We start from the raw sequence: 24896 nt of genomic DNA on the forward strand, positions 1-24896 counted from the left end.
ATGCAGAGTTTATTTATCCTTTAAAGCTGGCCGCGAGATACTCACGGTTCATCCGTGCAATATTTTCTAAGGAGATTCCTTTTGGACATTCCACTTCACATGCTCCAGTATTGGTACAATTTCCAAATCCTTCTTCGTCCATTTGCTTCACCATGTTTAATACGCGGTCTGTAGCTTCAACGCGTCCTTGAGGAAGCAATGCAAACTGAGACACCTTTGCTGAAACAAATAACATCGCAGACGAGTTTTTACAACTCGCTACACAAGCACCACAACCAATACATGTTGCTGCATCAAAAGCTTTATCTGCATTCTCTTTTTCAATAGGAATAGCATTTGCATCTTGGGTATTTCCGGAAGTATTTACGGAAATGAAACCACCTGCTTGCTGGATTCTATCAAATGAAGAACGATCTACAATTAAATCCTTAATTACCGGAAATGCCTTAGCTCTCCATGGCTCTATATAAATGGTATCACCATCCTTGAAACTTCGCATATGTAACTGACATGCCGTAATTTTGGTTTGTGGTCCATGTGCTCTACCATTAATGTATAACGAACACGTGCCGCATATCCCTTCTCTACAATCATGGTCAAATGCTACTGGTTCTTCTCCTTTTTCAATCAATTCTTGATTTAAAACATCTAACATTTCTAAAAAAGACATGTCAGGAGAAATGCCACTTACTGGATAATCAACAATTTTTCCTTTATCGTTTGCGTCTTTTTGACGCCATATTTTTAGTGTTAAATTCATCATAGCTTTTATTTGTAACTTCTCTCTTTCACTTCAATATTTTCGTATTCTAATGGTTCTTTGTGGTGAACTGCCTCACTTGGTTGTCCTTTATATTCCCATGCCGATACATATTGGTATTCTTTTACCCTTAATGCCTCACCACTTTCAGTTTGGTATTCTTCTCTAAAATGTCCACCAGCAGATTCATTTCTTTCCAAAGCATCCTTAGCAAATAATTCACCAAGCTCTAAGAAATCTGCCACACGTCCAGCTTTAGCCAACTCTTCGTTATATTCGTTTTGATCTCCTGGTACAAAAACGTCCTTGTGGAATTCTTCTCTTAGGGTGGCAATTTCTGTGATGGCTTCTTTAAGTTCTTTTTCATTACGTGCCATACCACATTTGTTCCACATAATTTTACCGAGTTTTTTATGGAAATAATCAACAGACTTTGTGCCTTTGTTATTTATAAACTTATCAATATCTGCCCTTACTTTATTCTCTGCTTCATCAAATTCTTTGGTGTCTGTTGGAATTGGTCCTGTTCTAATATCGTGTGCTAAATAATCTCCAATGGTATATGGCAATACAAAATAGCCATCGGCAAGACCTTGCATTAAAGCTGAAGCTCCTAAACGGTTAGCACCGTGATCAGAGAAATTAGCTTCTCCAATAGCATATAATCCTGGTACTGTAGTCATTAAATTATAGTCTACCCATAATCCACCCATAGTGTAATGTACAGCAGGATAAATCATCATTGGTGTTTCGTATGGGTTCTGGTCTACAATTTTCTCGTACATCTGGAATAAGTTCCCATACTTATTTTCAACGACCTTTTTCCCAAGGTCAGTCACCACTTTTTTGTCATCTACATTAAGACCTTTAATATAAGCTTGCTCTTTCCCATATCGCTCAATAGCAGATGCAAAATCTAAGTAAACAGCTTCGCCAGTTTGGTTAACACCATAACCTGCATCACAGCGTTCTTTAGCCGCTCGAGATGCCACGTCTCTTGGCACTAGATTACCAAATGCAGGGTAACGTCGCTCTAAATAATAATCTCTATCTTCTTCAGCAATCTCAGTTGGTTTTAAACTACCATTTCTAATTGCTTCTACATCTTTTTTATGTTTCGGTACCCAAATACGACCATCATTTCTCAACGACTCGGACATTAAAGTCAATTTAGACTGATGATCTCCTGATACAGGGATACAAGTTGGATGAATCTGTGTATAGCAAGGATTCCCAAAGAATGCACCTCGTTTATGCGCCTTCCATGCAGCAGTTACATTGCTTCCCATTGCATAAGTTGAAAGGTAGAATGCATTTCCATACCCTCCTGAAGCAATTACTACAGCATGCGCAGAATGTCTTTCTATTTCTCCAGTTACTAAATTCCTTGCAATAATGCCTCGAGCTTTCCCATCTACAACAACGACATCTAGCATTTCGTGACGTGTGTACATTTTTATTTTACCTCGCCCTATTTGACGATTCATGGCGGCATAAGCACCTAATAACAATTGTTGTCCTGTTTGTCCCTTTGCATAAAATGTTCGAGACACAAGTACACCTCCAAAGGATCGATTATCAAGAAGGCCACCGTATTCTCTTGCAAAAGGCACTCCTTGAGCGACACATTGATCAATAATGTTTGTAGAGACCTCAGCAAGTCTATAGACGTTTGCTTCACGCGATCTATAATCACCACCCTTTACGGTATCGTAAAACAATCTGTAGGTAGAGTCTCCATCACCTTGATAGTTTTTAGCAGCATTTATACCTCCCTGTGCGGCAATTGAATGCGCACGTCTAGGTGAATCTTGAAAACAAAAGGATTTTACATTATAACCTAATTCTGCTAAAGTCGCTGCGGCAGAACCACCTGCCAAACCAGTACCAACAATTATTACATCTATTAGGCGTTTGTTAGCTGGATTAACCAGATTAATTTCATTTTTATGTTTTGTCCATTTGTCCGCTAAAGGACCTTCTGGAATTTTAGAATCTAATATTGACATATTAATTGTTTTTAATGTGCAAAGTGATGATAAACTGCAATAAAAATAAATAGTGCTGGTATACCAATGGAATACACCTTACTAAAACCTTTTAAACTCTTCACATATTTATTATTGGCGCCAATAGATTGGAATGCAGAGTTAAAACCATGTAATAAATGCAAGGATAATAACACAAAAGCAACTGCATAAAAGCCAACTCTTACAGGACTTACAAACTTTTCTCTTAATTCTTCGTAATATCTAAAACCAGAATCGGCATTATTAGGATCAATCAGACCACTCATATCACCTTCTATATACTTTACAGTCATTTCGTGAACCCAGAAATCGTAAAAATGTATTCCCAAAAAAGCAAGAACTACGAGTCCTGTTAATAACATGTTTCTGGATACCCAACTTGAATTACCAGAAGCGGCATTCTTTGCATAACTAACTTGTCTTGATGCTCTGTTTTTAGCCTCCAAGATAAAGCCCATTACAAAATGAAAAATTACACCAAATATTAAAATTGGTTGCATTAATCCTTGAACAACAGGATTTGTTCCCATAAAATGAGACATCTCATTAAATAGCTCTGGACTAAAGACAGAAGTAAAATTTATTGAAACATGCATTACCAGAAAAATCATAAGGAAGAGTGCCGAAAGTGCCATGGCAAACTTTCTTCCAATCGACGAATTTAGAATTCCGCTCATTGTAGATCTAATCTTTTTTGTTAGTCTCGCAAAAATACTGCACAATTGCCGTTTTGCCAACAAGAGCCTACTATAATTACTTATTTAGAATGATTTTAATCTAAAAGTCAAATCGAGGATTTACAATGGTATTGTAGATAGAACCAAAAGCATAACTGAAACCAATATTAATGAAATAGTTATAACCAGATTGAAGTTGCTGCTGCTGTAAGAGAAGTTCTTCAAGTGCGAGGTCGCCACCTGGTAAATTTATCTGATTTCTTGTTATGGAATAGCTACCGCTAACATTAAAATTAAACCCTTTAAAAAGACGAATTCTTGTTCCTACAAAAAAGTTAAGTGCGTACAAATTAGTATCATTTAAAAATTGGTTAAATGATACTTCGGCATTAAAATTCCCCCATTCTTGATTTATCCTTCCGCCTAACTGTAAACCATGTTCCCAAAAATACTCTTCGGTTTCATTAAAAACCGTTCGCTCTATGTAATCATTGAACCTAATCCCATTTCTATAGGAAATTGTCAATTGCTTTTTAGCTGAATCTGCATAATTAAAAAAACTATACTCAAGTGCAGGTCTAAACGTCCATTGTAAGTCTGTATTATCAAATGTAGAAGATCCTACAAACCCAAAGAAACCATAAGACCAATGGTCATTAATGCTTAAAATATCACTAACACGAATTGATTTTCTATCATTAATCCCTACTATTTCGTCTCCTTCAAACTCAAAAATATTTCGACTTTCACTAAACCGAACCCTAAATGAAAAATTATTTCTTTCAGTTACTCTTCTTGCAGAGGCATTAATATTAATATTACTAAAACGACTTTGTTCCTGACCATCAAAAAATCCTCCAGCACCAATCTGAAAAAGCCAATAGTTCCATGGATCGTCCTCTTCTACATCCTCTTCCTCTTCAGGAGCTGGCACGTTCACAGTCACAACTTCTGTTGTCCCCTTGGCAATCCAAAATCTAACCAATCCCAATTTGAGATTCTTCATAACGCGTTGCCTTACCTCATCATTGGTCATATTTGCGTCTGTAGAAAATGTGAGTTTATAATTTATAGCTTCAAATTCTTTCTTACCAATAAACTCCACTTCATAACTTCTGCCACCACTTCCGTTTCTTTGAGTGACAATAAATACGTGAACATCACCCAAAAATTGATCTCGAACAAATTGAACGTTGCCAAGATTTTGGCGTAGATATTCATTATCGCAAACTCTGCAATCTAAAAAAATACTAAGCTGTTCAGTAATATTTGATTGCGCAATAATCTTCTGGAAAGATAAACAAACAGAGATTACAACTAAAAAACGTTGAAGCATTTACTGATTGATGAATTAATTAGTTATCGCACTTAATATCATTAAAATAGTGCAGGCGCAAAAAGTATTATGCTAAGTTTAACACCTTATTTTCTATAAGTTTTAAATTCAAGAAGCATTTTCTAATTGCCTACTATTGGGATTAAACCACGTAATCCCATATCCACAACTTGTTCACCCGCAGAAGGCTCATACTTGCCATCCATATTTATTTCCGTCCATTCAAAACTATTATTAATGGAAAAAGAAAGTGTAACGATAACATCATCTGTTTCATTTCCTGATATTGTAAAGCCATTTTCAAACTGCCCCGTGACAACACAAGAGCCCTGAGGTACAGGTGACGTACTAAACAATGGATTGGGCACTGTAGTAGCTCCTTCAGGAGCCTGACCTTGACTTGTAAAGCCTAATGCTTCAAAAGCCCAAAACCCTTGAAGGACATCATCATTAACCGTTATGGTGCTACTATTTAAATCGAAAGACGTTATGTAATTATTATAGCCTACGAAACTTGCTAGCCTGCCAGTAACTTCACCCAAAGTCTCGGTTAAAACCTGAATATCCCCTTCTTGATACGCCAATGAAACTCTAACCCATTCATAACTTCCAACTTCTAATTCATCAAGTGGTATGGTTAAGAATGTGTCGTTATCACCAGCAAAAATAGATTGTTGAAAATCAATAGCCATATCTCCTCCGGCATTTGTTTCGGGACCATTATAAATTATTTCTCCTTGACCTAACAACGTATTTGCCGAAGGTGCAAACTCTATGTAATTAGCACTCATTCTTTGGATAGTAGGTGATTGCGCCGCATTACCAATTGGCACGGTTGCTGGCTGTCCGAGATTATCCAAGCGTTGTTGATTTGGATCAAATTTAAGTTTAATAATTAGATTTGGTCTCGCATTATCTGTGGTAGAGTCATCGCTAGTACATGAAAAAATCAAAACTAATACTAGGGCAAAAAGTAGGTTATTTCTTTTCAATTGGATTGATTTAATTCATTATTTAATCTCTAATTTGGTAGAGGTTTTATCTATTTGTATAACATAAACGCCCTTTGGTAAATAATATTTTCCGTTACTAGCTTTGTTTACATCAATACTTGTATTTTCTTTCATTAATGCCTTTCTGCCCTTTTCGCTTATCTCAAGATTATAATCTAGATAGTTGAATCCCTTATCAACATCTATTGACATGCGGTTCAGTTCAGCGCCATTCTCTGAAAGTATTTTTAAAGTTTGCTGTCCGGCTGTATTACTATAAAACTGAATTGTTTTTGAAGGCTCGTAAGCATCTAACCATTTACTCCAAGAGCTTCCCCATCTATTTGAATGTCTTACTGGACTTAACTCAAAAATTGTTATACCTTTAGATTTAATTGCTCCACTCATTTTCTGGAGTGGCTCAATATTAGCCTTATAAATACTTCTACCATGAGTTCCTAATAATAAATCCTTTGCCTCAGGTTGAACTACGATATCATGAAAGGCAACATTAGGCAATCCTTCTGAAAAGATTTCCCAAGATTCACCCATATTAAAAGAAACATAAGCACCATTATCTGTTCCAACATAAAGTAAATTTTCGTTCTCTGGGTCTTCTGTTATCACATTTACAGGAGATAGAGGAATATCACCACCTATTTCTTTCCATGTCTGGCCATAGTCATCACTCATATAAACGTAAACACCAAAGTTGTCCCAGCGATAACCATTTAGTGTGACATAAACGCGCTCCTTTTTATGCTTCGATGCAACCACACGACTAACCCATAAATCTTTTGGAAATATATTGGAGATATTCGTCCAGCTTCCTCCAGCATTTTTAGTAATATGGACATATCCATCATCGCTCCCTGCATAGATTAAACCAAATTGAAATGGGCTTTCACTAATTGAGGTTATTGTGCCATAAGCAACATTACCTTTTTTTCCGCCTTTGGTTAAATCATCGCTAATAGCTTCCCAATCAGTCCCTTGATTCATTGAACGCATTAATTTATTGCCTCCTAAATACAAGATATCTTGGTTGTGGGACGATAATAGAATTGGTGTTTGCCAATTAAATCGATATGGGTTTTCCCCGAGCGTGTGTTTTGGCTGAATGTATGTGCGATCACCCGTTTCTAAATTCAATCTGTAATAGTTTCCAAATTGAAAACCTGTATATACAATATTAGAATTTCTGTTATCTATCTGGATTTGCATACCATCTCCACCCATTATGGATTCCCAAGGATACTGCCCTTGTTGGTACCAACTTTTATCCTCTCGTGCATTGTTTGCTCCTTTCCAAACACCATTGTCTTGCAAACCACCATAAACATTATATGGTTGTTCGTTATCTACATTTATGGCATAGAACTGACCCACCGAAGGTGAATTGTTCTTTATCCAATTTTCACCATCATCATATGTAATATTAACTCCACCGTCATTCCCGTCAATTAAATGATTGGGGTTTTTAGGATTAATCCAAAGTGCATGATGATCTGCATGCACATTCTCTGCACTTATGGAAGTCCAGTTTTTACCTCCATCCTTAGACTTAACAATTGGAACACCATAAATATAGATATGATCTTGATTGGCAGGAGACACGTGGATATGCCCAAAATAATAACCATAGCTAAAGTAAATACCGTCTAAGAAATCCTCATGGGTTTTAGACCAAGACTTCCCGCCATCAACACTTTTGTAAACTTCAGCACCAATCACTGGAGTATCAAAAAGTAAAGAATTAGCATCCTCCAAATATTTTGCTAAATCAATTGGTTTAACATTACCTGAACGCACCATTTGTTTTACGTTCTCTGCGCGATATTTTTCTTGAAAGCCGTTCGTTTTCAAAAACATATTCAATTTCTTATCATCAAGCGCTAAAAAATCGTCATTGCCCATGGTTTTAAAATCTTCCTTAGTCAAACCTCGTTTACCAGTTTCCTTTTTATCGCTCGGTCTTCTAAATTGACTATCGTGAACTGCATAGACAATATTGTCATCGAATACTGCAATTCCAATTCTTCCTACACCTTCACCTGTTGGGAATCCACTGCCGTCAATAGACACCTTTTGCCACGTCTCACCAGCATCAGTACTTTTATAAATACCAGAATTACTTCCATTTCCAGAAAAATTCCATGCTTTTCTGTCCTTTGTCCATGAGGTTGCAAACATGATATTATAGTTATATGGACTATGTTGTAGATCAATAATTCCAGACATCTCATCGACAAACAGCTTTTGTTCCCATGTTTTACCGCCATCATTTGTCTTAAATATCCCTCTTTCATTATTTGGTGAATATAAATGTCCTGTTACACCAACTGTAATAACATCAGGATTATCAGGATGAACTAAAATAGGGGCAAAATGATGCGCATCCATTAAACCAATGTTTTCCCATGTCTCACCATTATCAGTGGACTTTAAAAGCCCAATACCAGCATAAGACGATCGCGAAGCATTATTCTCACCAGTACCGACATAAATAGTTCGTGTTGGCCAATGCACTGCAATATCTCCCACGTTTTGTGTATCTGCATTGTCTAGAATAGGTATGAAGGTAGTACCGTTATTTGTAGTATGCCAAACACCTCCTGAGGCATATCCCACATAAAATTCGGATGGCATATCTGGATTGACTGCCAAGTCTACAACACGGCCACTCATTATCGTCGGTCCAATATTTTTAAATGGTACGTTTTTTACCAATGACTGGTCTGTCATTACTCTTTTTTGTTCTAATGCTTTTTCTACCTCATTAGCACTGGTTGAGGGCTGTTGTGCGAATAGGAATAATGAATTAATAAAAAGGAAAATGGAAAATAAATTGAAAAATCTCATGTTGGTTGGGTTTTTATAAAATGAAAAATAATTAAACTCCATACTCGAACAAAATTTGCTAACAAAGTTTAACAGATTCTTGTACCTTTAAACTTCTAAAAATTTTTAGTATGAAATACGATTTAATTGACCGCAAACTTTTTATAAAAAATCGAAAAAACTTCATGGGCCAAATGAAACCAAATAGTTTGGCAGTATTCAATTCTAACGATATTTATCCTGTGAGTGCAGACAGTACTTTACCTTTTGCACAGCACAGGGATATTTTTTACCTAAGTGGTGTTGACCAAGAAGAGAGTATTTTAGTTTTATTTCCGGATTGTACAAAAGAAAAGCATCGCGAAATTTTATTTTTAAAAGAAACAAATGAGCATATTGCTGTATGGGAAGGCGAAAAGCTAACTAAAGAAAAGGCATTTGAAACTTCTGGAATTAAAACAGTGTATTGGTTACAAGACATGGAAAAAATTATGTTTGAACTAATGACACAATGCGAAACGGTTTACATAAACACCAATGAACATTACAGAGCAAGTGTTGAAACTGAGACGAGAGAAGACCGTTTCACTAAATGGCTAAAAGGTAAGTATCCTGCTCACTCGGTGGCCAAGAGCAACCCAATATTACAACGGCTTAGGTCAGTAAAAGATCAGATTGAATTAGATATTTTACAAAACGCCTGTAACATCACTGAAAAGGGGTTCAAGCGTGTCCTTAACTTTGTGAAGCCAGGAATATGGGAATATAATATTGAAGCGGAATTTATGCACGAGTTCTTAAATAACCGTTCAAAAGGATTTGCCTACACGCCTATTATAGCTTCAGGAAATAATGCTAACGTATTGCACTACATAGAGAACAATCAACAATGCAAGGCTGGTGATTTAATATTAATGGATGTGGGTGCAGAATATGCAAACTATTCTAGTGATATGACACGTACCATTCCTGTTTCGGGTAAATTTACCGAGCGTCAAAAAGCTGTCTATAACGCAGTTAATAGAGTAAAGAAAGAAGCAACAAAATTGTTAGTGCCTGGCGCTTTTTGGGAAGAGTATCATGTTGAAGTAGGCAAATTAATGACATCAGAATTATTGGGTCTTGGCCTTATTGATAAGGCAGATGTACAAAATGAGAATCCAGATTGGCCTGCCTATAAAAAGTATTTTATGCACGGTACCTCACACCACATTGGTTTGGACACCCATGATTACGGACTGCTCCACGAACCGATCAAAGCAAACATGGTATTTACCGTTGAGCCAGGTATCTATATTCCCGATGAAGGATTTGGAATTAGACTTGAGGATGATGTGGTTGTACAGGATTCGGGTGAGCCCTTTAATCTTATGCGAAATATTCCTATTGAAGCAGAGGAAATTGAAGATTTAATGAATAGCTAATCTATTTACAAAATTATCTTAACATTTAATTTTAAAATTTAGTTTGATTACAGAATTCTTAAAACATACAGGCGAATTTCTCCGACAATATCCTCAAGTACGATTGTCCATGAAGGAAGAATTTGCCGTTAGGGATTCTGTATTGAATTCACTTGGCTTAAATAATTTAAATCAGCTAAGAGACCGTTATGAAGGACAAACTTTTTTGGATAAAACCCTAAAAAAATATGGTGGTTTAGTAGCCTGCCAAAAGCACCTAAATATTAAGGTTACCTCAATAGATGAGTTAAATATTAAAGACTTTAAGCCTCAAATTGAAGGGAAAAAAGATATTTACGATATTAAGGTTTTTGATTTTGGTGCTCTTCCTGCCTTAGAATTAAGTACTATAAAAAATCCTTTGATTTTCGTAATTCAAAAAGACAAGTCTACCTTTAGTATTTGTGGTTATGGCAATCGGGATTTGGTACTTGATAATTTGGTAGACTCAAATAACGAAACTGTAAATTCCGTAAGTCTAAAAAATTTTATTGGTTTTAGTGATTTAAAACCCATTGAAGAAATTCTAAAGTAAATGAATAACATATTTAGTGTAGGAAGTTTGTATGCTGGTGTTGGTGGTATCTGCATGGGTTTTAAAAACAACGGGTTTAGTCTATCCTGGGCCAATGAGTACGACAAAAATGCTTGCAAAACCTATAGATCAAATTTTAATCATCGGCTCATAGAAGGTGATGTAATGCAATTGGATATTTCCTCGTTAGATAAGGTTGATGTTTTGACAGCAGGTTTTCCATGTCAGCCATTTTCTGTCGCTGGTTACAGACAGGGATTTGATGATAAACGTGGTAATCATTTCTTTAAAATTTTGGATTTCGCTGATGCTATGCGACCAAAAGTGTTATTTCTGGAAAATGTGAAAAACCTTGTTGGGCATGACAAGGGCCGTACTTTTAAAATTATCAAAGAACTCATTGAAAAACGCAATTATACTTTTGACGCTAAAGTTTTAAATACCAAGGATTATGGTAATGTGCCCCACAATAGAGAGCGTATATTTATCATAGCTTTTGATAAGGATTTGGATCCTAGATTTTTTGAGGAATTTAAATTCAAGTTTCCTGAAAAGGAAGATCTGACTAAGACTATTCAAGATGTGGTCACAAACGAAAAAGTTGATGATCGCTACTACTATGGTGAGGATAAATACATGTATCCTATGCTAAAAGAAGCGATGCGACGTGATGATACTGTTTATCAATTTAGACGCCAATATGTTCGTGAAAATAAATCAAACGTATGCCCAACTTTAACAGCTAATATGGGTACTGGTGGCCATAATGTCCCTCTTGTTAAAACACCATATGGTTTTAGGAAATTAACACCTCGTGAGTGTTTTAGATTTCAAGGATTTGATAATAGCTATATCTTGCCAGAGATTGCCATTTCACATCTTTATAAGCAAGCGGGTAATTCAGTTAGTGTCCCGGTAATAAGCCGACTTGCAAGCGCAATAATGAAAGTATTGAATTCAGTTAATGTATCAGAAAATCATTTAGTTGAGACTGCTTAATCTAATAATTTAAGATTATCTATTAATAGATCGACACCCTTTAAATTTCCTGTTTGAATATAATAATTTTCAGCATCCATTTTGGTTTTTCCGTTCAGCAAAGCACCTTTAGGTAAAACATAATCGTTGGCAATGATGTGCCTGAGTGTTTTAAGGCTACAACATCCTGGGATATCGTATGTCCATTTATGATCCAAAATCTTAGCTCTTAATAGTTCTTTATCCGCTTCTGAATCGAATAATGAATTCGTATTAGGTTTTAGTCGCACCAATATGAAATAATCGTAATACGATTTAGATTGTGATTTATTTGAATTTGGTTTGTAACTACCATCTTTATCCCAGTCATCAGTTTCAAGTAATAACAAATTTGAAAAATAGGCACTTGACTTAACGCTAATCCTTTTGCCTTTATATTCTAAATCAGAGTCATCCCAAATACCTTCTCCATGAATGCCATAATCTATTGGTTGGCATTTTATGCCATGCTTAGCTAAAACCTCATAGGCTATTCCTTCAGCTATTTTCCCTTGCAAAGTATTTTTAAAAATATCTAGTGTCGAACGCTGTTCTGTTCCTCCCGTTCGATGCTTTCTATGATGGCCATCACCAAATGCCATGTTGTATGCAAATTTAAATGAGGCGTTTAAAATTGAAGAGCCAATTGTTTGAGGATTGAATAAAACTTTTGAGTTGATAAAATAAATAGTGTCGTACTGCGTAAGTTTCATTGAATAGGATTAGAATCCGGCATTAGTCAAGTCTAAAACTAATTATATTTTTGAAATAGAGATTCTTATTTCATATACAATTGTATTTCAGATTAATTTAATTTAGATTAGTAATTGTTCAAAATACTTTGCCATGAAGAGTAATCTGCAAATTATTTTTTTACTTATAGTTTCTTGCATTGTTCAACTTTCTTGCAGTAATGACGATGACAGTTCCTCTTCGAATGAAGGGAATATACCAGATCCTGTTTTTGAACAAGCTTTAATAGACTTAGGATATGACGATGTATTAGATGGTAGTATTTTAATTTCTAATGTTTCTAATGTAACCGTTTTAGAAATTCCTGACTATGACTTTGATGATACAAGTAATGATATCACAGACTTAACAGGGATTGAATATTTTACAAGCTTAAAGAAACTTAATTGTGAAGGGCAAAGTTTAACCAATTTGGATCTTAGCAATAATTTAGACTTAATGGATCTTAACTGTAGTTACAGTAGATTTAATAGTCTTGAGAGTTTAGATGTGAGCCAGAATACTAGATTGGAGATTTTACGATGTCATGCCAATAACCTTACTTCTTTAGACGTAAGTAATAATTCTGACCTTTTAGAATTATTTACATACGACAACCCACAACTCATAACTTTAGACGTAAGCAACAATCAGCAATTAAAAACACTATGGTGTTACAACAATAGTCTAACGAGTATTGATTTGTCTAATAATCTCGAACTAGAGGCTCTCGATTGTAGATTTGTTAATCTAAACAGTATAGATATTAGTAATAATTCTAAACTTAAAGAACTATTATTATGGGGCACACAAATTGATTTTTTAGATGTAAACAATAATCCTGAATTAAAAACACTTTCTTGTTTAGATTGCCAGTTGTCAGATATTGATGTAAGTCAAAATTTGAATTTAAAGAATTTAGGACTGGGAGGTAACCAACTAACCACTTTAGATGTGAGCAATAATACGGTACTTGAAGGATTAGCTATTGATAGTAATCAAATTAGCAATATTGATGTAAGTAACAACCCAAATTTAAACCTATTATCATTTTCATTTAATCCAATAACAAACATTGACTTAAGCAACAATTCCTTACTATACTATATTGCTTGCAACAGTGTATCTCTGGTAGCGTTAGATGTTAGTAATTGCAATTCGTTAAATTGGTTAGAATGTAATAACAACAGCCTATCAAATCTAGAGCTTGGTAATATCAATTCACTTGTTTTCTTAGAGGTTGCAAATAATCAGCTAACTAGTCTTGATTTGAGTAATCAGACCAATTTAAATACAATGGACTGCACTTCTAATAACTTAACCTGTATTCAAGTTAATACTACTCAGCTCAATGATATTCCAGATAGCTGGAATAAAGACATCTCTGCAAGTTACGCTTTAGATTGTAATTAAGCGTTAAGTGCCAATTGAGGCTCATTCTCAAAAATGTAGCGTTGTAGCTTTTGTAATGTTTCTAACTTATCACTCGTATTTACTAACAGTGAAATATTATTGTTACTACCTCCGTAAGCAATCATTCTAACATTGACATCTTGAAGAACCTGAAACAATTGTGGAGTATCTCGATGATAAATAATTTGGTTACCCACTAGGCAAATAATACTCATGTAGTCATCCACCTCAACCATAGCAAACTTTTGTAATTCGTCAACAATAGACTCTAAACGGGTTGTATGATCGATGGTTAATGACACCGCAATTTCTGAAGTGGTTACCATATCAATTGCCGTTTCATATTTCTCAAAAACTTCAAACACACGTTTTAGAAATCCATGCGCTAGAAGCATCCTAACAGACTTTATTCTGATAGCTGTAATATTGTCTTTCGCCGCAATTGCTTTAATGCCCTCACCATGGAATTCATTTGTGATCAGCGTTCCATGTGCTTCTGGATCCATTGTATTTTTTAGTCGTAAGGGAATATCCAGATTTCTAACAGGCATTACCGTTAATGGATGTAAAATTTTTGCACCGAAATAGGCCAATTCTGCAGCTTCATCATAAGACAAATTTGAGAGTGCAGAGGTATCGTTTACATATCTCGGATCATTGTTATGGAATCCATCAATATCTGTCCATATCTGTACCTCTTCAGCTTCAATGGACGCAGCAATTATAGTTGCGGTGTAATCACTTCCACCACGTTGTAAATTTGTGATGTTTCCAGCTGCATCTAAGCAAATAAAGCCTTGTGTTATATAAATATCAACGTCTTCAGAGGAATCTAACAATCGATTTAAATTTTGCTTTATGTAAAAAAAATCTGGTTCATTGTTTCTATCAACCCTCATGAATTCTAAAGCAGGTAATAACTTTGCATTTATCCCTTCCTGTTGTAAAAAGTGATTAAACATATATGCAGAAAGTAACTCTCCTTTTGCAACAATCGTATTCTGTAAGTCAATAGAAAATTCGCGATTAACCAGCGCTCTTAGTGACTTAAATACCGTATTAACATAAGTAGCTACTTTTGTTCTTAAGATTGTATCAGATATTAAATCATAGACTGTTGCATTATACTTTTCATTTAATACATCAACCTTTAAAATTGCATCTTCTTCCCTTTCTTGAGCTATCAATTCTGTAATTTCAACCAAAGCATTTGTTGTCCCTGACATTGCGGACAGAACCACAATTTTTCTGCCTTCCGTGTCTATGATTTCCTTGACATGATTCATATTAACTACAGAACCAACTGATGTACCTCCAAACTTATAAACTAGCATAATTCTAAATTTTGTTTGGCAAAAGTAAAATGCTGTAAAGTGATTGATAAAAATTTAAAAGAAATAGTTTACTTTTACACATATTGTTAATTATATAACAAAATGAAGACGATTGCTTCCTGTGTAGAAGAATTATTAATTACACAACCCTTTTTAGAAGAGGCCTTGTTCAGAGAGATTATCAACTTTTCTGCTTTGTCTGAAGAACTTCAGGAACCTATAAGTAAAATGTTAAGAAAACCTGTAAAGACAGGTGCTATTATGATGGCTTTGCGACGCTACAATCCTCCAAACCATCTACGTAAATCCCAGCAACTAAAGTTCGTATTGAAAGAACTTGGTGATATTACAGTGCGCTCCAACTTATTAGATTTTACATTTCAAAACTCAAGTACCCTAATTGAAAGCCATGCTAGAGTTTTGGAAAACCTCAATCCAAAAGCGTTTTACGGATTTTCGCGTGGTATCTACGAAAGCAACATTGTAGTTTCAGAATCTGAAAAACAGAATGTGCTTCAAAGTTTCAAGCAAGAAAAAATGATTGGCTCCCAAGATAATTTGTCTGCGATAAGTATTCGATTGCCCGAAAACAATTCCAAAATTTCTGGTTTATACTATCAAATATTTAAGCGTTTTGCTTGGGAAAACATATCACTCTATGAGGTCATATCTACCACAAATGAATTTACTGTATTAGTAGAAAATCATCTAGTAGATAAAGCTTTTTCGGCTATCAAGAATCTAAGCTCTTCTTAGAACTTGTTAATACATTTGAAATAATTAAAGCAACTATTGCTGGTAGTACCCATCCTAAATTTTTGTCGGCCAAAGGAATGAAGTTAGTAATTGGTTTTAAAGTCTCCTCAGGTAAAAAGTATTGAAGAAAATCCGGTATGCTGAAAATAAATGTCACAACTACAACAACTCTGTAAATTGAGATGCCGACAAAATGCTCTGGTAAAACATTCAGTAGTATTAAAACAATTGAGATTGGATAAATAAACATTAAAGCAGGTAGAGCGATATCAATAATAAAACCAACCTCAAAGCTACCAACAACTACACCTACTACACAACAAATTATTGCTGTTAATACATAGACCTTGTGACTATTCTTGAAAAGCGCCTTAAAAAAATCTGCTATGGATACCGTTATAGCAACAGCTGTAGTGAAACAGGCAAGTGCCACTAACACACTCACAAATGTTGCACCCATGTTACCAAGTGTCTTTACGGCAAGACCTAGTAATAAATCCGTACGCGTTATGTCATTAGGAAATTCACTATTGTAAAATGCACCTAAAGCTATTAACCCTGCATATATAATGAAAAGTCCAAGCATCGCAATAAAACCAGACTTTGCAATGATTTTTTTCTTTTCAGTATACGATAAGTTTTCATTCTTATTCAGTGAAATTATTATTACGCCACCCATTACCATTCCAGCCAGAGCATCATAGGTCTGATAGCCTTCAAGCAAACCATCAACAAAAGGTGTGTCAAAAATGGGAGCATTCATTTGACCTATTGGAGAAACTAAACCAATTACAATAATCAGTAAGACCATACACACAATAACTGGTGTCAGGAATTTTCCCAAAATATTCAAAGCTTGTGAGCGATTGATAACAAAAATGAACACCAATGCAAAATAGACTAAGCTAGTCCAAATTGGCTCTGACCCCAATAAAGGTGCTATAGCAATTTCATGTGTGACTGCTGCAGTCCGAGGTGCTGGAAGTGCAACAATTATTAGATACATGGTTATACAATAAATAAGACTGAATAGTGGTGAAACCTTATTACCAAACTCCAGCATTGTGCCTTGCAATTTGGCGTGACCAAATAAAGAAATAAATGGAATTACAGTTGCGGTAATAATAAATCCTATTGCCACCAGCCACCAATCCGGACCAGAATTGTAACCTAATAATGGCGGGAGAATTAAATTCCCTGCACCAAAAAAGCCAGCAAAAAGTGCAAAACCAAAAATGAAAATTCGTTTGGTACTATTCATTAGTTGGTTTTGACAAGTTCTAAGTCGTGAAAATCGAAGCTAAAGTCTGTAATTGGCGCTATGTATTTCATTGTGGCAGCTACTGCATAGCCTTTTTCATCAAATGTGAATTGAACAAACACATCAGCATCATAGCTTCTATCATTCCATTTCGCCACAAAGGTGGTTGCATTATATGGTAATAATTCACCAAAAAGGCGAGGTGATCTTTTACATCTAATAGTATAACCTTTGCCATCATTACTAATTACAATATCCCCAAACCAATCATCAGTGTAAGTTCCAACAATTTGTTCTGGTTTCGGCAATAGAGGGCTTTCTTTAATCTTATCAACCATAGAGTAAACTTCTGCCTTAATGCTATCATTATATTTAATAAAGTCAGCATTACGGCCACCATAGTATTTTAACCAATTTCTGTCCTCGTAGCCTAGATAAGTATCTTTAATGGTATTGGTAATTGTGTTGAACGCAGATCCATTCATCTGATTTGTTAATACAACTATTGCTAAATCTAGATCCGGAATTATTGTGAATTGGGTTACTGTCCCTATGAGACCACCTGTATGATAGACCTGCTTATAACCCCCTTTTACATCAGTAACAAACCAACCCAATCCGTAGCCTCTAAAATTAGAATTATACCAATCTCCTGGTCGTACTTTTAATGGTGTTTGTAATTGCCATAATTCATGAAATTGTTCTTTACTTAAAAGGCGTTCACCACTCTCGGTAACAGCATCATTCATTAAAAATTTTGCCCAAATGAGCATATCTGGCACATTACTTACAATACCTCCTGCAGCATTAGCCGTTTCACTCCAATCGTGTGGAATTTGAATGACTTTGCCATCTGCTCTAGTGTGCGCATCAATAATATTGCTTTTATCAGTAACACGGTTATATGAAGCCTTACTTTTATGCATCCCAACAGGTTTCATAATTTTCTGTTCAATAAATTCTTCCCAACTCAAACCGCTTACACGTTTCAATACTTCACCTGCAATTATGAACATATTATTATTGTAAGCGAGCCTACTTCTGAATGAACTTTCTGGTTCTAAATATTTAACATTATTGATGATATCATTCACTGTAAAATCGTTACCCTCCGGGAAAAACATCAAATCACCAGCACCAAGTCCCATACCACTTCTATGAGTCACCAAATCTCTAACTGTAAAGTGTTCGGTTACCCACGGATCATGTAATTGAAATTCTGGAATAATTTTTCTAACAGGATCCTCCCAATTTAATTTCCCTTCATCTATCATCATCGCTAATGCAAAACAAGTAAATCCTTTGCTGTTTGAAGCGACACCAACTAAAGTGTTTTCGTTCATGATTTTTTCATTAGACAATGATCGGACACCATGTCCCTTTGCATAAATAACATTGCCGTCCTTTAATACACCAACTGAAATTCCAGGAACTTCAAAAGTCTGTAAGGTCTCATTAATAAGATTGTCTAATTCAGCTTCATTGATTTGTGCATTCAGAAAAATACTTGACAGAAACAGAGAAAGTATAAGAATTCGGAAAATTTTCATGGATTAGAAGTTTTATTTGAAATCTCCCAAATATAATAATTTAGAGAGGATGAATACGGTCTACCTCGTTATCATGATTTATCTTTGTTTTAATGGTTTTTAAATTTAAAAACAGGAATCTAAGTTATGAGGTCTACGGATCTGGAGATGTCATTTTATTGCTTCACGGTTTTCTTGAAAATAAGTCAATGTGGGATGACTTTATTCCTTTACTCTCTAAATCAAATAAGGTAATAACAACAGACCTATTGGGTCATGGTAAATCAGAATCCTTGGGTTATATCCACACTATGGAAGATATGGCCGAAGCTGTTTATGCCATACTATCTAATTTGAATATTTTAAAAGTAAAAGTTGTTGGTCACTCCATGGGTGGTTACGTGGCTCTTGCATTATCAGATTTGTATCCAAACTTTGTCACTGATGTTTGTTTAATGAATTCTACATTTCAAAAGGACAATGAAGACCGTATTGAATTAAGAAATCGCGCTGTTGAAATGGCCAAAAAGAATTATAAAGGTCTTGTAACTGCATCTTTTGCTAATCTTTTTGCACCTGAAAGTAGGATAAGATTTAAATCTCAGTATGATGATGCTTTAAAAGTTGCTTTGCAAACTACTGTGCAAGGTTATATTGCAGCTCAAAAAGGTATGGTGGAAAGGCCAGACCGATTCGACGTTTTCAATGCAATTCCCGGACAAAAGCATATCATAATTGGTAAAAAAGACGGATTAGTCAGTGCAGATGCAATCAAACATATTATTACCCATACAAAAATTGTTTTACACGAGTTTTCAGAGGGGCACATGAGTCACATTGAAAATAAATCAGAATTATCTTACTTTTTAAATCTATTTATCGAAAAATAAAACATTTTAGCGTTTATTTGTTGTTTTTTTAGCTAAGTTTATAAACCCAAATCTAAATAGACAATTATAAATCAAATCTACCATGACGCCTGCTAAAATTTACTGTGACTTTTTTGGACATAACTATGAAATGACGAAAAAAGTGACTAACCATGTTAAGGAATACACTTGTAAATGTTGTAAAAAGCAATTGACTACCGACAGCAATGGAAAACTCATCGAACTTACTCCAAAGTATCAAGAAATTAATTCCACTCTAGAACGTATCTATTCCAGTAAACTCATGCGTTCAAAGCAAAAATCACTCAGTTCGTCGATTTATTAATTGTTAATAACCTGTGAATAAGTAGTTTTTATATATTAGGAGTCCCTTTAGATCCTTAATCTATAATAAACACTACAAGTTCAATGAAAAATGTATTATGTTCCCTCTTTGGCCACGAGTATGAAGTGTCAAAAAACGTGACCTATCACGTCAAGGAATACAGGTGCAAACGTTGTAATTCTGAGATGACAATTGATGGAAATGGAAAATTCATTCCATTAACTCCAAAATTTAAGGAAATAAATTCAGTATTAAATCGTATTCACAATAAACGTTTAGAGCGTGGCCGTAAAATTCTTATGGTTAATCACTAAGTGAATTCCACCCTTTAGCTATAATCGGAATGCGTTGCTCAGCTCGGGTTATTAAATGCATTCCTGTTTCTTTTTCGGTCATATACCCAATAACGGTTAGGTTGGGATTTCCCTTTATTTTAGGATAGTCTTTTTGCGAAATTGTCATCAATAATTCATAATCTTCCCCTCCATTAAGTGCAACCGTTGTGCTATCTATATCAAATTCTTCACAGGTGGAAATAACTTGAGGATCTAACGGAATTTTATTTTCGTACAAATCCACACCAACCTTGCTCTGTTTACAAATATGTATGATTTCAGAAGAAAGACCATCACTAATGTCAATCATACTAGTTGGTATCACTTCTAACTTTTCTAACAACTCTACAATATCTTTACGCGCCTCTGGTTTTAATTGACGTTCAATTATATAACTATACATTGATAAGTCCGGTTGACTATTTGGATTCACCTTAAATACTTCCTTTTCCCGCTCCAATACCTGAAGACCCATATACGCGCCACCAATATCTCCAGAAACAACCAATAAATCATTTGGGTTTGCTCCAGACCTAAACACTTCATTTCCTTCCTTTACTTCTCCAATTGCTGTAACCGAAATTATTAATCCAGAGGTAGATGATGTTGTATCACCTCCAACCAAATCAATATTATAAAGTTTACACGCCGTATTGATCCCTCCATATAATTCTTCTAATGCCTCTACCGGAAATCTATTAGAAACTGCAATGGACACCGTAATTTGAGTAGCCATTGCATTCATAGCATAACAATCTGAAAGATTAACCATTACGGCCTTATAGCCTAAATGTTTTAGTGGCATATAGCTTAAATCAAAATGAATGCCTTCTACTAATAAATCTGTTGTAACAACAATTCTAGAACTCTTAAAATTTAGTACCGCAGCATCATCTCCAACACCCTTAATAGTTGACTTATGAGAGAGCGTAATTTGTTCAGTTAAGTGCTCTATTAATCTAAACTCGCCTAATTCACTCAACGGAGTACGTTGTGGGTTTTTATCTTCTAACATGTTGCAAAAATATTATGTTTTTTATTTACGTTATCTATAAATTACATTATTTAATTTCGGATACAACGAAAATTAAAATTTACAGTAACTTGCTAAAAAAAGTATATGAAACGCTCCTTTCAATTTTTACCCGTATCTCTTGTAATATGTTTACTACTCTCATTTTGTTTTAATTGTAGTGATAGGGATTATAGCTCAGGAATTGCTGATGCCGATAATGACACCATCAACAACGCAATTGACAACTGCGTGGGTACTCCAAATACGGATCAATTAGATACAGATAATGACGGCTTTGGTGATGCTTGTGACGAGGATGATGATGGTGACGGTATTCTTGATGATGACGATAACTGCCCTACTATACCCAATCCTACCCAAGAAGACTCAGATAATGACGGAATTGGTGATGCCTGCGACGACAATTCTTTTGCGCCACAATTTCCTTGTGTTGATGGTCTTGCAAATGGACATCCTTGTAACGGAATAGATCTAATGAGCCAGATATCAATTGAGCAATTGGGAGGAACTGGTGCTGAAGGCAATGATTCTTGGGGCTGGACAGATCCAGATACAGGTAAAGAATATGCCCTCGTAGGCACAACAACCAGTACTGCTTTTGTAGATATTACATCTCCATCGCAACCTATTTATCTAGGTAGATTACCAACCGAAACCGTAAATAGTTTGTGGCGCGATGTTAAAACATACGCTAACCATGCTTTTATTGTTAGCGAAGCTCCTGGCCATGGTATGCAGGTTTTTGATCTTACAAGATTAAGAAACGTTACAAACCCTCCAGTAATATTTAATGCTGATGCTGTTTATAATGGCTTTGGTAACGCACACAATATTGTAATAAATGAAGATAGTGGATTTGCTTATGCTGTCGGGTCCGATACCTTTTCTGGTGGTCCTCATTTTGTTAACATTCAAAATCCATCAAATCCAGTGGCAGCTGGAGGATATGCTAATGATGCCTATTCTCATGATGCTCAAGTCATAACTTATAATGGTCCAGACCCTGATTACAATGGAAAAGAAATTCTTATTGGTAGTAATATTAATGAAGTAGTTCTTGTAGACGTTACGGACAAGAGCAATCCAACTCAAATTTCAACTATCAATTACAGTAATATAGGATACACACATCAAGGTTGGTTTACTGAAGACATGACCTACTTTTTACTTGGCGACGAGGTAGATGAAATTGATTTTGGAATTAACTCAAGAACCATTGTTTTTGATTTTACGGATTTAGATAATCCGCAATTTCAAATGGAGTATTTTGGTCCTACAGGTGCAATTGACCACAACGGATATGTGAAAGGAAACGATTTTTATGTTGCTAATTACTCGGCTGGTTTGAGAATTGTTGATATTTCTGGAATTGATACTGGTATGATGTCAGAAATTGCCTTTTTTGACACTTACATTCCTCACGACAATACAGCTTTTAATGGTGCTTGGAATGTCTATCCCTATTTTGACAGCGGTACTATAATTATTAGCGATATAGAAGGAGGCCTATTCATTGTACAGCGCAATTGATTATGAAATTAGGTTTTCTGAAATATTTGTTTATTGTTCTTATTGTCATTAGTTGCTCCAACGATGACCCTGCAACAACTAGTAATACACCAGAAATAATTTCAGTTGAATCCTTTGGAGGTTCAAACAATGACAGTGCACAATCTGTAATTGCAACAATAGATGGTGGGTACGCAGTAATGGGTTATACACAAAGTAACGATGGCGATATTACTGATAAGCAAGACACTAGTTTTGACTTTTGGGTCATAAAATTTAACGCTCAAAACATTATCGAATGGCAGAAAACTTATGGTGGTAGCGCAGATGATAGAGGTAACTGTATTATCCAAACTTCTGATGGAGGTTTTGCTCTTTTAGGATTTAGTTTCAGTGACGATATTGATGTAACAAATAATGAAGGGCTTCAAGATTTTTGGTTAGTCCGTTTAGATGCCTTTGGTAACTTACTCTGGCAAAAATCCTATGGATTTGAAGGTGCTGATTCTGGGATTTCAATAATAGAAACCAACGATCAAGGATTTCTTCTATCTGGAATAATCGATGTAACTGCATCTGGAGGGCAAGGCGCAACTAATAAAGCTCTGCAAAAACATGCTGGTGGTGACTATTGGCTTCTAAAAGTGGATGAAGTCGGAAGCTTGGAATGGAGCAATTACTTTGGTGGTAACTTTACCGATACGCCTTATGGAATTATTCAAAAAGAGAATAATGGATATTTAATTCTTGGAAGCTCAGATAGCAGTGATACAGATATTTCTAATAATTTAGGTTCTTACGACTTTTGGTTAATAGATGTTGCCCCCGATGGTACGCTTATATCCGAAAAATCATTTGGCGGTACTCAAATAGACGAAGGGAGAGCCATTATAGCCACTCCAGACGGAAACTATCTATTAGCTGGAGACACGCGAAGTAATGACGTAAACATTTCATCAAATAACGGTGGTGCCGATTTGTGGCTTGCTAAAGTTTCACCCTCAGGTAATCTCATATGGGAGAGAAACATTGGAGGTTCTAATTTTGATGTTGCAAGGGCAATCAAATCTTCCAAAAACGGCAATTTTATTCTGGCAGGTAGTTCTAGAAGTAGTGATGTTGATGTTGCTAGCAATAAAGGCCAGAACGATGCTTGGGTGCTTAAGATAGATGGCAATGGTGAAGTTATTTGGGAACGTACAATTGGTGGCTCAAACATAGACTTTGCCTATGATGTTGCACAACTAAATGATGGATCAATAATTGCTGTGGGTGATACTACCAGTGATGATGGAGATATAATTGTAAATAAAGGATTTACTGATCTTTTGGTAATAAAAATCGAAAACTAATGAAAAAATCATTCGTGTTTCTGACCTTATCTATGCTGTTTTTGTTTTGTTGCAGCGATGACGATGGCAACCAACCATTGGAAATAATGACTACTTTTAAATTTTCCCATAATTGGGATGGTGCATTGGTAACCAACATCAATTTTAATGCAATTCAATATACAAATGCCAATGGCGACCTTCTGAGTATTGAACGATTGAGATATGTAGTGTCAGATATTGTTTTTTCCAATAATGAAAGAACAATTGAATTAGATATGCACCATCTCATTGATGTTACAAATAATGACATGGTTTTTACACCACAAGAGTCAATTCCATCGGGAACTTACAATGTCTCTTTTACCTTCGGTTTAGATAATGAAGATAATTCTCAAAATCTGCCGGATTTAAATACCGCCAACTTTAATGTGCCTCAAAACTTAGGTGGTGGTTATCATTATATGCAATTAGACGGGAAATTTGTTAATGCTAATATGGAGGAGCAAGGTTATAATTATCATGCCATTAGAGCTGCAGATAATCCAGGGCCTAATCCTACGTTTCCTCAAGATACGTTTTTTGAGGTTGATTTAGGAAGTATTGATATAACCACAAACGTTGAAATTGAAGTAGAAATGAACATTGCACAATGGTTTAAAGAACCTAACTTATGGGATCTAAATATACTAAACCAAATGCTCATGCCTAATTCTCAGGCTCAAATTTTAATGTTTCAAAATGGCCAAAACGTTTTTAGCTTAGGAGATGTTTCGCAGTAGAAGAATACGTTT

Annotated in this window: 21 protein-coding genes; 10 read left to right on the forward strand and 11 right to left on the reverse strand. The window is 35.3% G+C overall.

Annotated elements, in window-relative coordinates:
- Nucleotides 1–13: 13 nt before the first annotated feature.
- From LBU54_RS00970 to LBU54_RS00995, 6 genes are all read right to left on the reverse strand, one after another.
- Entirely contained in the window at nt 14–760 is a 747-nt protein-coding gene (locus LBU54_RS00970; RefSeq protein ID WP_224525877.1) for a succinate dehydrogenase/fumarate reductase iron-sulfur subunit, read from the reverse strand.
- Between the two features lie 8 nt (nt 761–768).
- The gene (locus LBU54_RS00975; protein WP_224524236.1) at nt 769–2769 is read right to left on the reverse strand and encodes a fumarate reductase/succinate dehydrogenase flavoprotein subunit; all 2001 of its coding nucleotides are present in this window, start codon (nt 2767–2769) and stop codon (nt 769–771) included.
- Between the two features lie 11 nt (nt 2770–2780).
- Entirely contained in the window at nt 2781–3467 is a 687-nt protein-coding gene (locus tag LBU54_RS00980) for a succinate dehydrogenase cytochrome b subunit (RefSeq protein ID WP_224524239.1), read from the reverse strand.
- A 100-nt stretch (nt 3468–3567) separates the two neighbouring features.
- Nucleotides 3568–4803 (reverse strand): hypothetical protein, encoded by a 1236-nt coding sequence (locus LBU54_RS00985; RefSeq protein ID WP_224524242.1) that lies wholly within the window; start codon nt 4801–4803, stop codon nt 3568–3570.
- A 122-nt stretch (nt 4804–4925) separates the two neighbouring features.
- On the reverse strand, nt 4926–5795 hold the full coding sequence (locus LBU54_RS00990; RefSeq protein ID WP_224524245.1) for a hypothetical protein: 870 nt from the start codon (nt 5793–5795) through the stop codon (nt 4926–4928).
- 18 nt (nt 5796–5813) lie between these two features.
- On the reverse strand, nt 5814–8657 hold the full coding sequence (locus LBU54_RS00995) for a WD40/YVTN/BNR-like repeat-containing protein (RefSeq protein WP_224524250.1): 2844 nt from the start codon (nt 8655–8657) through the stop codon (nt 5814–5816).
- 110 nt (nt 8658–8767) lie between these two features.
- Between LBU54_RS00995 and LBU54_RS01000 the strand changes: the two genes are divergently transcribed.
- From LBU54_RS01000 to dcm, 3 genes are read left to right on the forward strand one after another with little or no spacing between them, the layout of a single operon-like run.
- Nucleotides 8768–10060, forward strand: a complete 1293-nt coding sequence (locus tag LBU54_RS01000; protein WP_224524252.1) for an aminopeptidase P family protein — start codon at nt 8768–8770, stop codon at nt 10058–10060.
- A 43-nt stretch (nt 10061–10103) separates the two neighbouring features.
- Nucleotides 10104–10634 carry a hypothetical protein gene (locus tag LBU54_RS01005; RefSeq protein WP_224524254.1) on the forward strand — a complete coding sequence of 177 codons (531 nt, stop codon included), beginning with the start codon at nt 10104–10106 and terminating at the stop codon, nt 10632–10634.
- The gene (gene dcm / locus LBU54_RS01010) at nt 10635–11633 is read left to right on the forward strand and encodes a DNA (cytosine-5-)-methyltransferase (RefSeq protein WP_224524257.1); all 999 of its coding nucleotides are present in this window, start codon (nt 10635–10637) and stop codon (nt 11631–11633) included. It abuts the gene before it with no gap.
- Here dcm and LBU54_RS01015 read toward each other — a convergent pair.
- Complete coding sequence (locus LBU54_RS01015) at nt 11630–12364, reverse strand: hypothetical protein (protein ID WP_224524260.1); 735 nt, start codon at nt 12362–12364, stop codon at nt 11630–11632. The two genes, dcm and LBU54_RS01015, sit on opposite strands and share 4 nt — an antisense overlap.
- Before the next feature lie 133 nt (nt 12365–12497).
- Here LBU54_RS01015 and LBU54_RS01020 point away from each other — a divergent pair, with 133 nt between their 5' ends.
- Entirely contained in the window at nt 12498–13796 is a 1299-nt protein-coding gene (locus tag LBU54_RS01020; RefSeq protein WP_224524263.1) for a leucine-rich repeat domain-containing protein, read from the forward strand.
- Here the strand turns inward: LBU54_RS01020 and LBU54_RS01025 are convergent.
- Complete coding sequence (locus LBU54_RS01025; RefSeq protein ID WP_224524266.1) at nt 13793–15130, reverse strand: aspartate kinase; 1338 nt, start codon at nt 15128–15130, stop codon at nt 13793–13795. The two genes, LBU54_RS01020 and LBU54_RS01025, sit on opposite strands and share 4 nt — an antisense overlap.
- A gap of 102 nt (nt 15131–15232) precedes the next feature.
- Here LBU54_RS01025 and LBU54_RS01030 point away from each other — a divergent pair, with 102 nt between their 5' ends.
- Complete coding sequence (locus tag LBU54_RS01030; protein WP_224524269.1) at nt 15233–15886, forward strand: hypothetical protein; 654 nt, start codon at nt 15233–15235, stop codon at nt 15884–15886.
- Here the strand turns inward: LBU54_RS01030 and brnQ are convergent.
- Both brnQ and LBU54_RS01040 read right to left on the reverse strand, forming a co-directional pair.
- On the reverse strand, nt 15864–17147 hold the full coding sequence (brnQ, locus tag LBU54_RS01035) for a branched-chain amino acid transport system II carrier protein (RefSeq protein WP_224524271.1): 1284 nt from the start codon (nt 17145–17147) through the stop codon (nt 15864–15866). The genes LBU54_RS01030 and brnQ overlap by 23 nt on opposite strands.
- Nucleotides 17147–18697 carry a serine hydrolase gene (locus LBU54_RS01040; RefSeq protein ID WP_224524272.1) on the reverse strand — a complete coding sequence of 517 codons (1551 nt, stop codon included), beginning with the start codon at nt 18695–18697 and terminating at the stop codon, nt 17147–17149. The genes brnQ and LBU54_RS01040 overlap by 1 nt, the downstream gene beginning before the upstream one ends.
- Before the next feature lie 92 nt (nt 18698–18789).
- On the opposite strand from LBU54_RS01040, the gene LBU54_RS01045 reads away from it, so the two are divergent.
- Both LBU54_RS01045 and LBU54_RS01055 read left to right on the forward strand, forming a co-directional pair.
- Nucleotides 18790–19566 carry an alpha/beta fold hydrolase gene (locus LBU54_RS01045; protein ID WP_224524273.1) on the forward strand — a complete coding sequence of 259 codons (777 nt, stop codon included), beginning with the start codon at nt 18790–18792 and terminating at the stop codon, nt 19564–19566.
- Between the two features lie 408 nt (nt 19567–19974).
- The gene (locus LBU54_RS01055) at nt 19975–20205 is read left to right on the forward strand and encodes a DUF1660 family phage protein (protein WP_224524275.1); all 231 of its coding nucleotides are present in this window, start codon (nt 19975–19977) and stop codon (nt 20203–20205) included.
- On the opposite strand, the gene thiL is transcribed toward LBU54_RS01055, so the two are convergent.
- Complete coding sequence (thiL, locus tag LBU54_RS01060) at nt 20195–21241, reverse strand: thiamine-phosphate kinase (protein WP_224524276.1); 1047 nt, start codon at nt 21239–21241, stop codon at nt 20195–20197. The two genes, LBU54_RS01055 and thiL, sit on opposite strands and share 11 nt — an antisense overlap.
- 105 nt (nt 21242–21346) lie before the next feature.
- Here thiL and LBU54_RS01065 point away from each other — a divergent pair, with 105 nt between their 5' ends.
- From LBU54_RS01065 to LBU54_RS01075, 3 genes are read left to right on the forward strand one after another with little or no spacing between them, the layout of a single operon-like run.
- A complete protein-coding gene (locus LBU54_RS01065) occupies nt 21347–22792 on the forward strand; it encodes a choice-of-anchor B family protein (RefSeq protein WP_224524277.1) in 1446 nt (481 codons plus the stop codon).
- A gap of 2 nt (nt 22793–22794) precedes the next feature.
- Nucleotides 22795–24123 carry a hypothetical protein gene (locus tag LBU54_RS01070; protein ID WP_224524280.1) on the forward strand — a complete coding sequence of 443 codons (1329 nt, stop codon included), beginning with the start codon at nt 22795–22797 and terminating at the stop codon, nt 24121–24123.
- Nucleotides 24123–24884, forward strand: coding sequence for an MbnP family protein (locus LBU54_RS01075; RefSeq protein ID WP_224524283.1), 762 nt, complete (start codon nt 24123–24125; stop codon nt 24882–24884). The genes LBU54_RS01070 and LBU54_RS01075 overlap by 1 nt, the downstream gene beginning before the upstream one ends.
- Nucleotides 24885–24896: the final 12 nt, after the last annotated feature.

It is taken from the genome of Winogradskyella alexanderae, from assembly GCF_020166335.1.
Taxonomy (GTDB): domain Bacteria; phylum Bacteroidota; class Bacteroidia; order Flavobacteriales; family Flavobacteriaceae; genus Winogradskyella; species Winogradskyella alexanderae.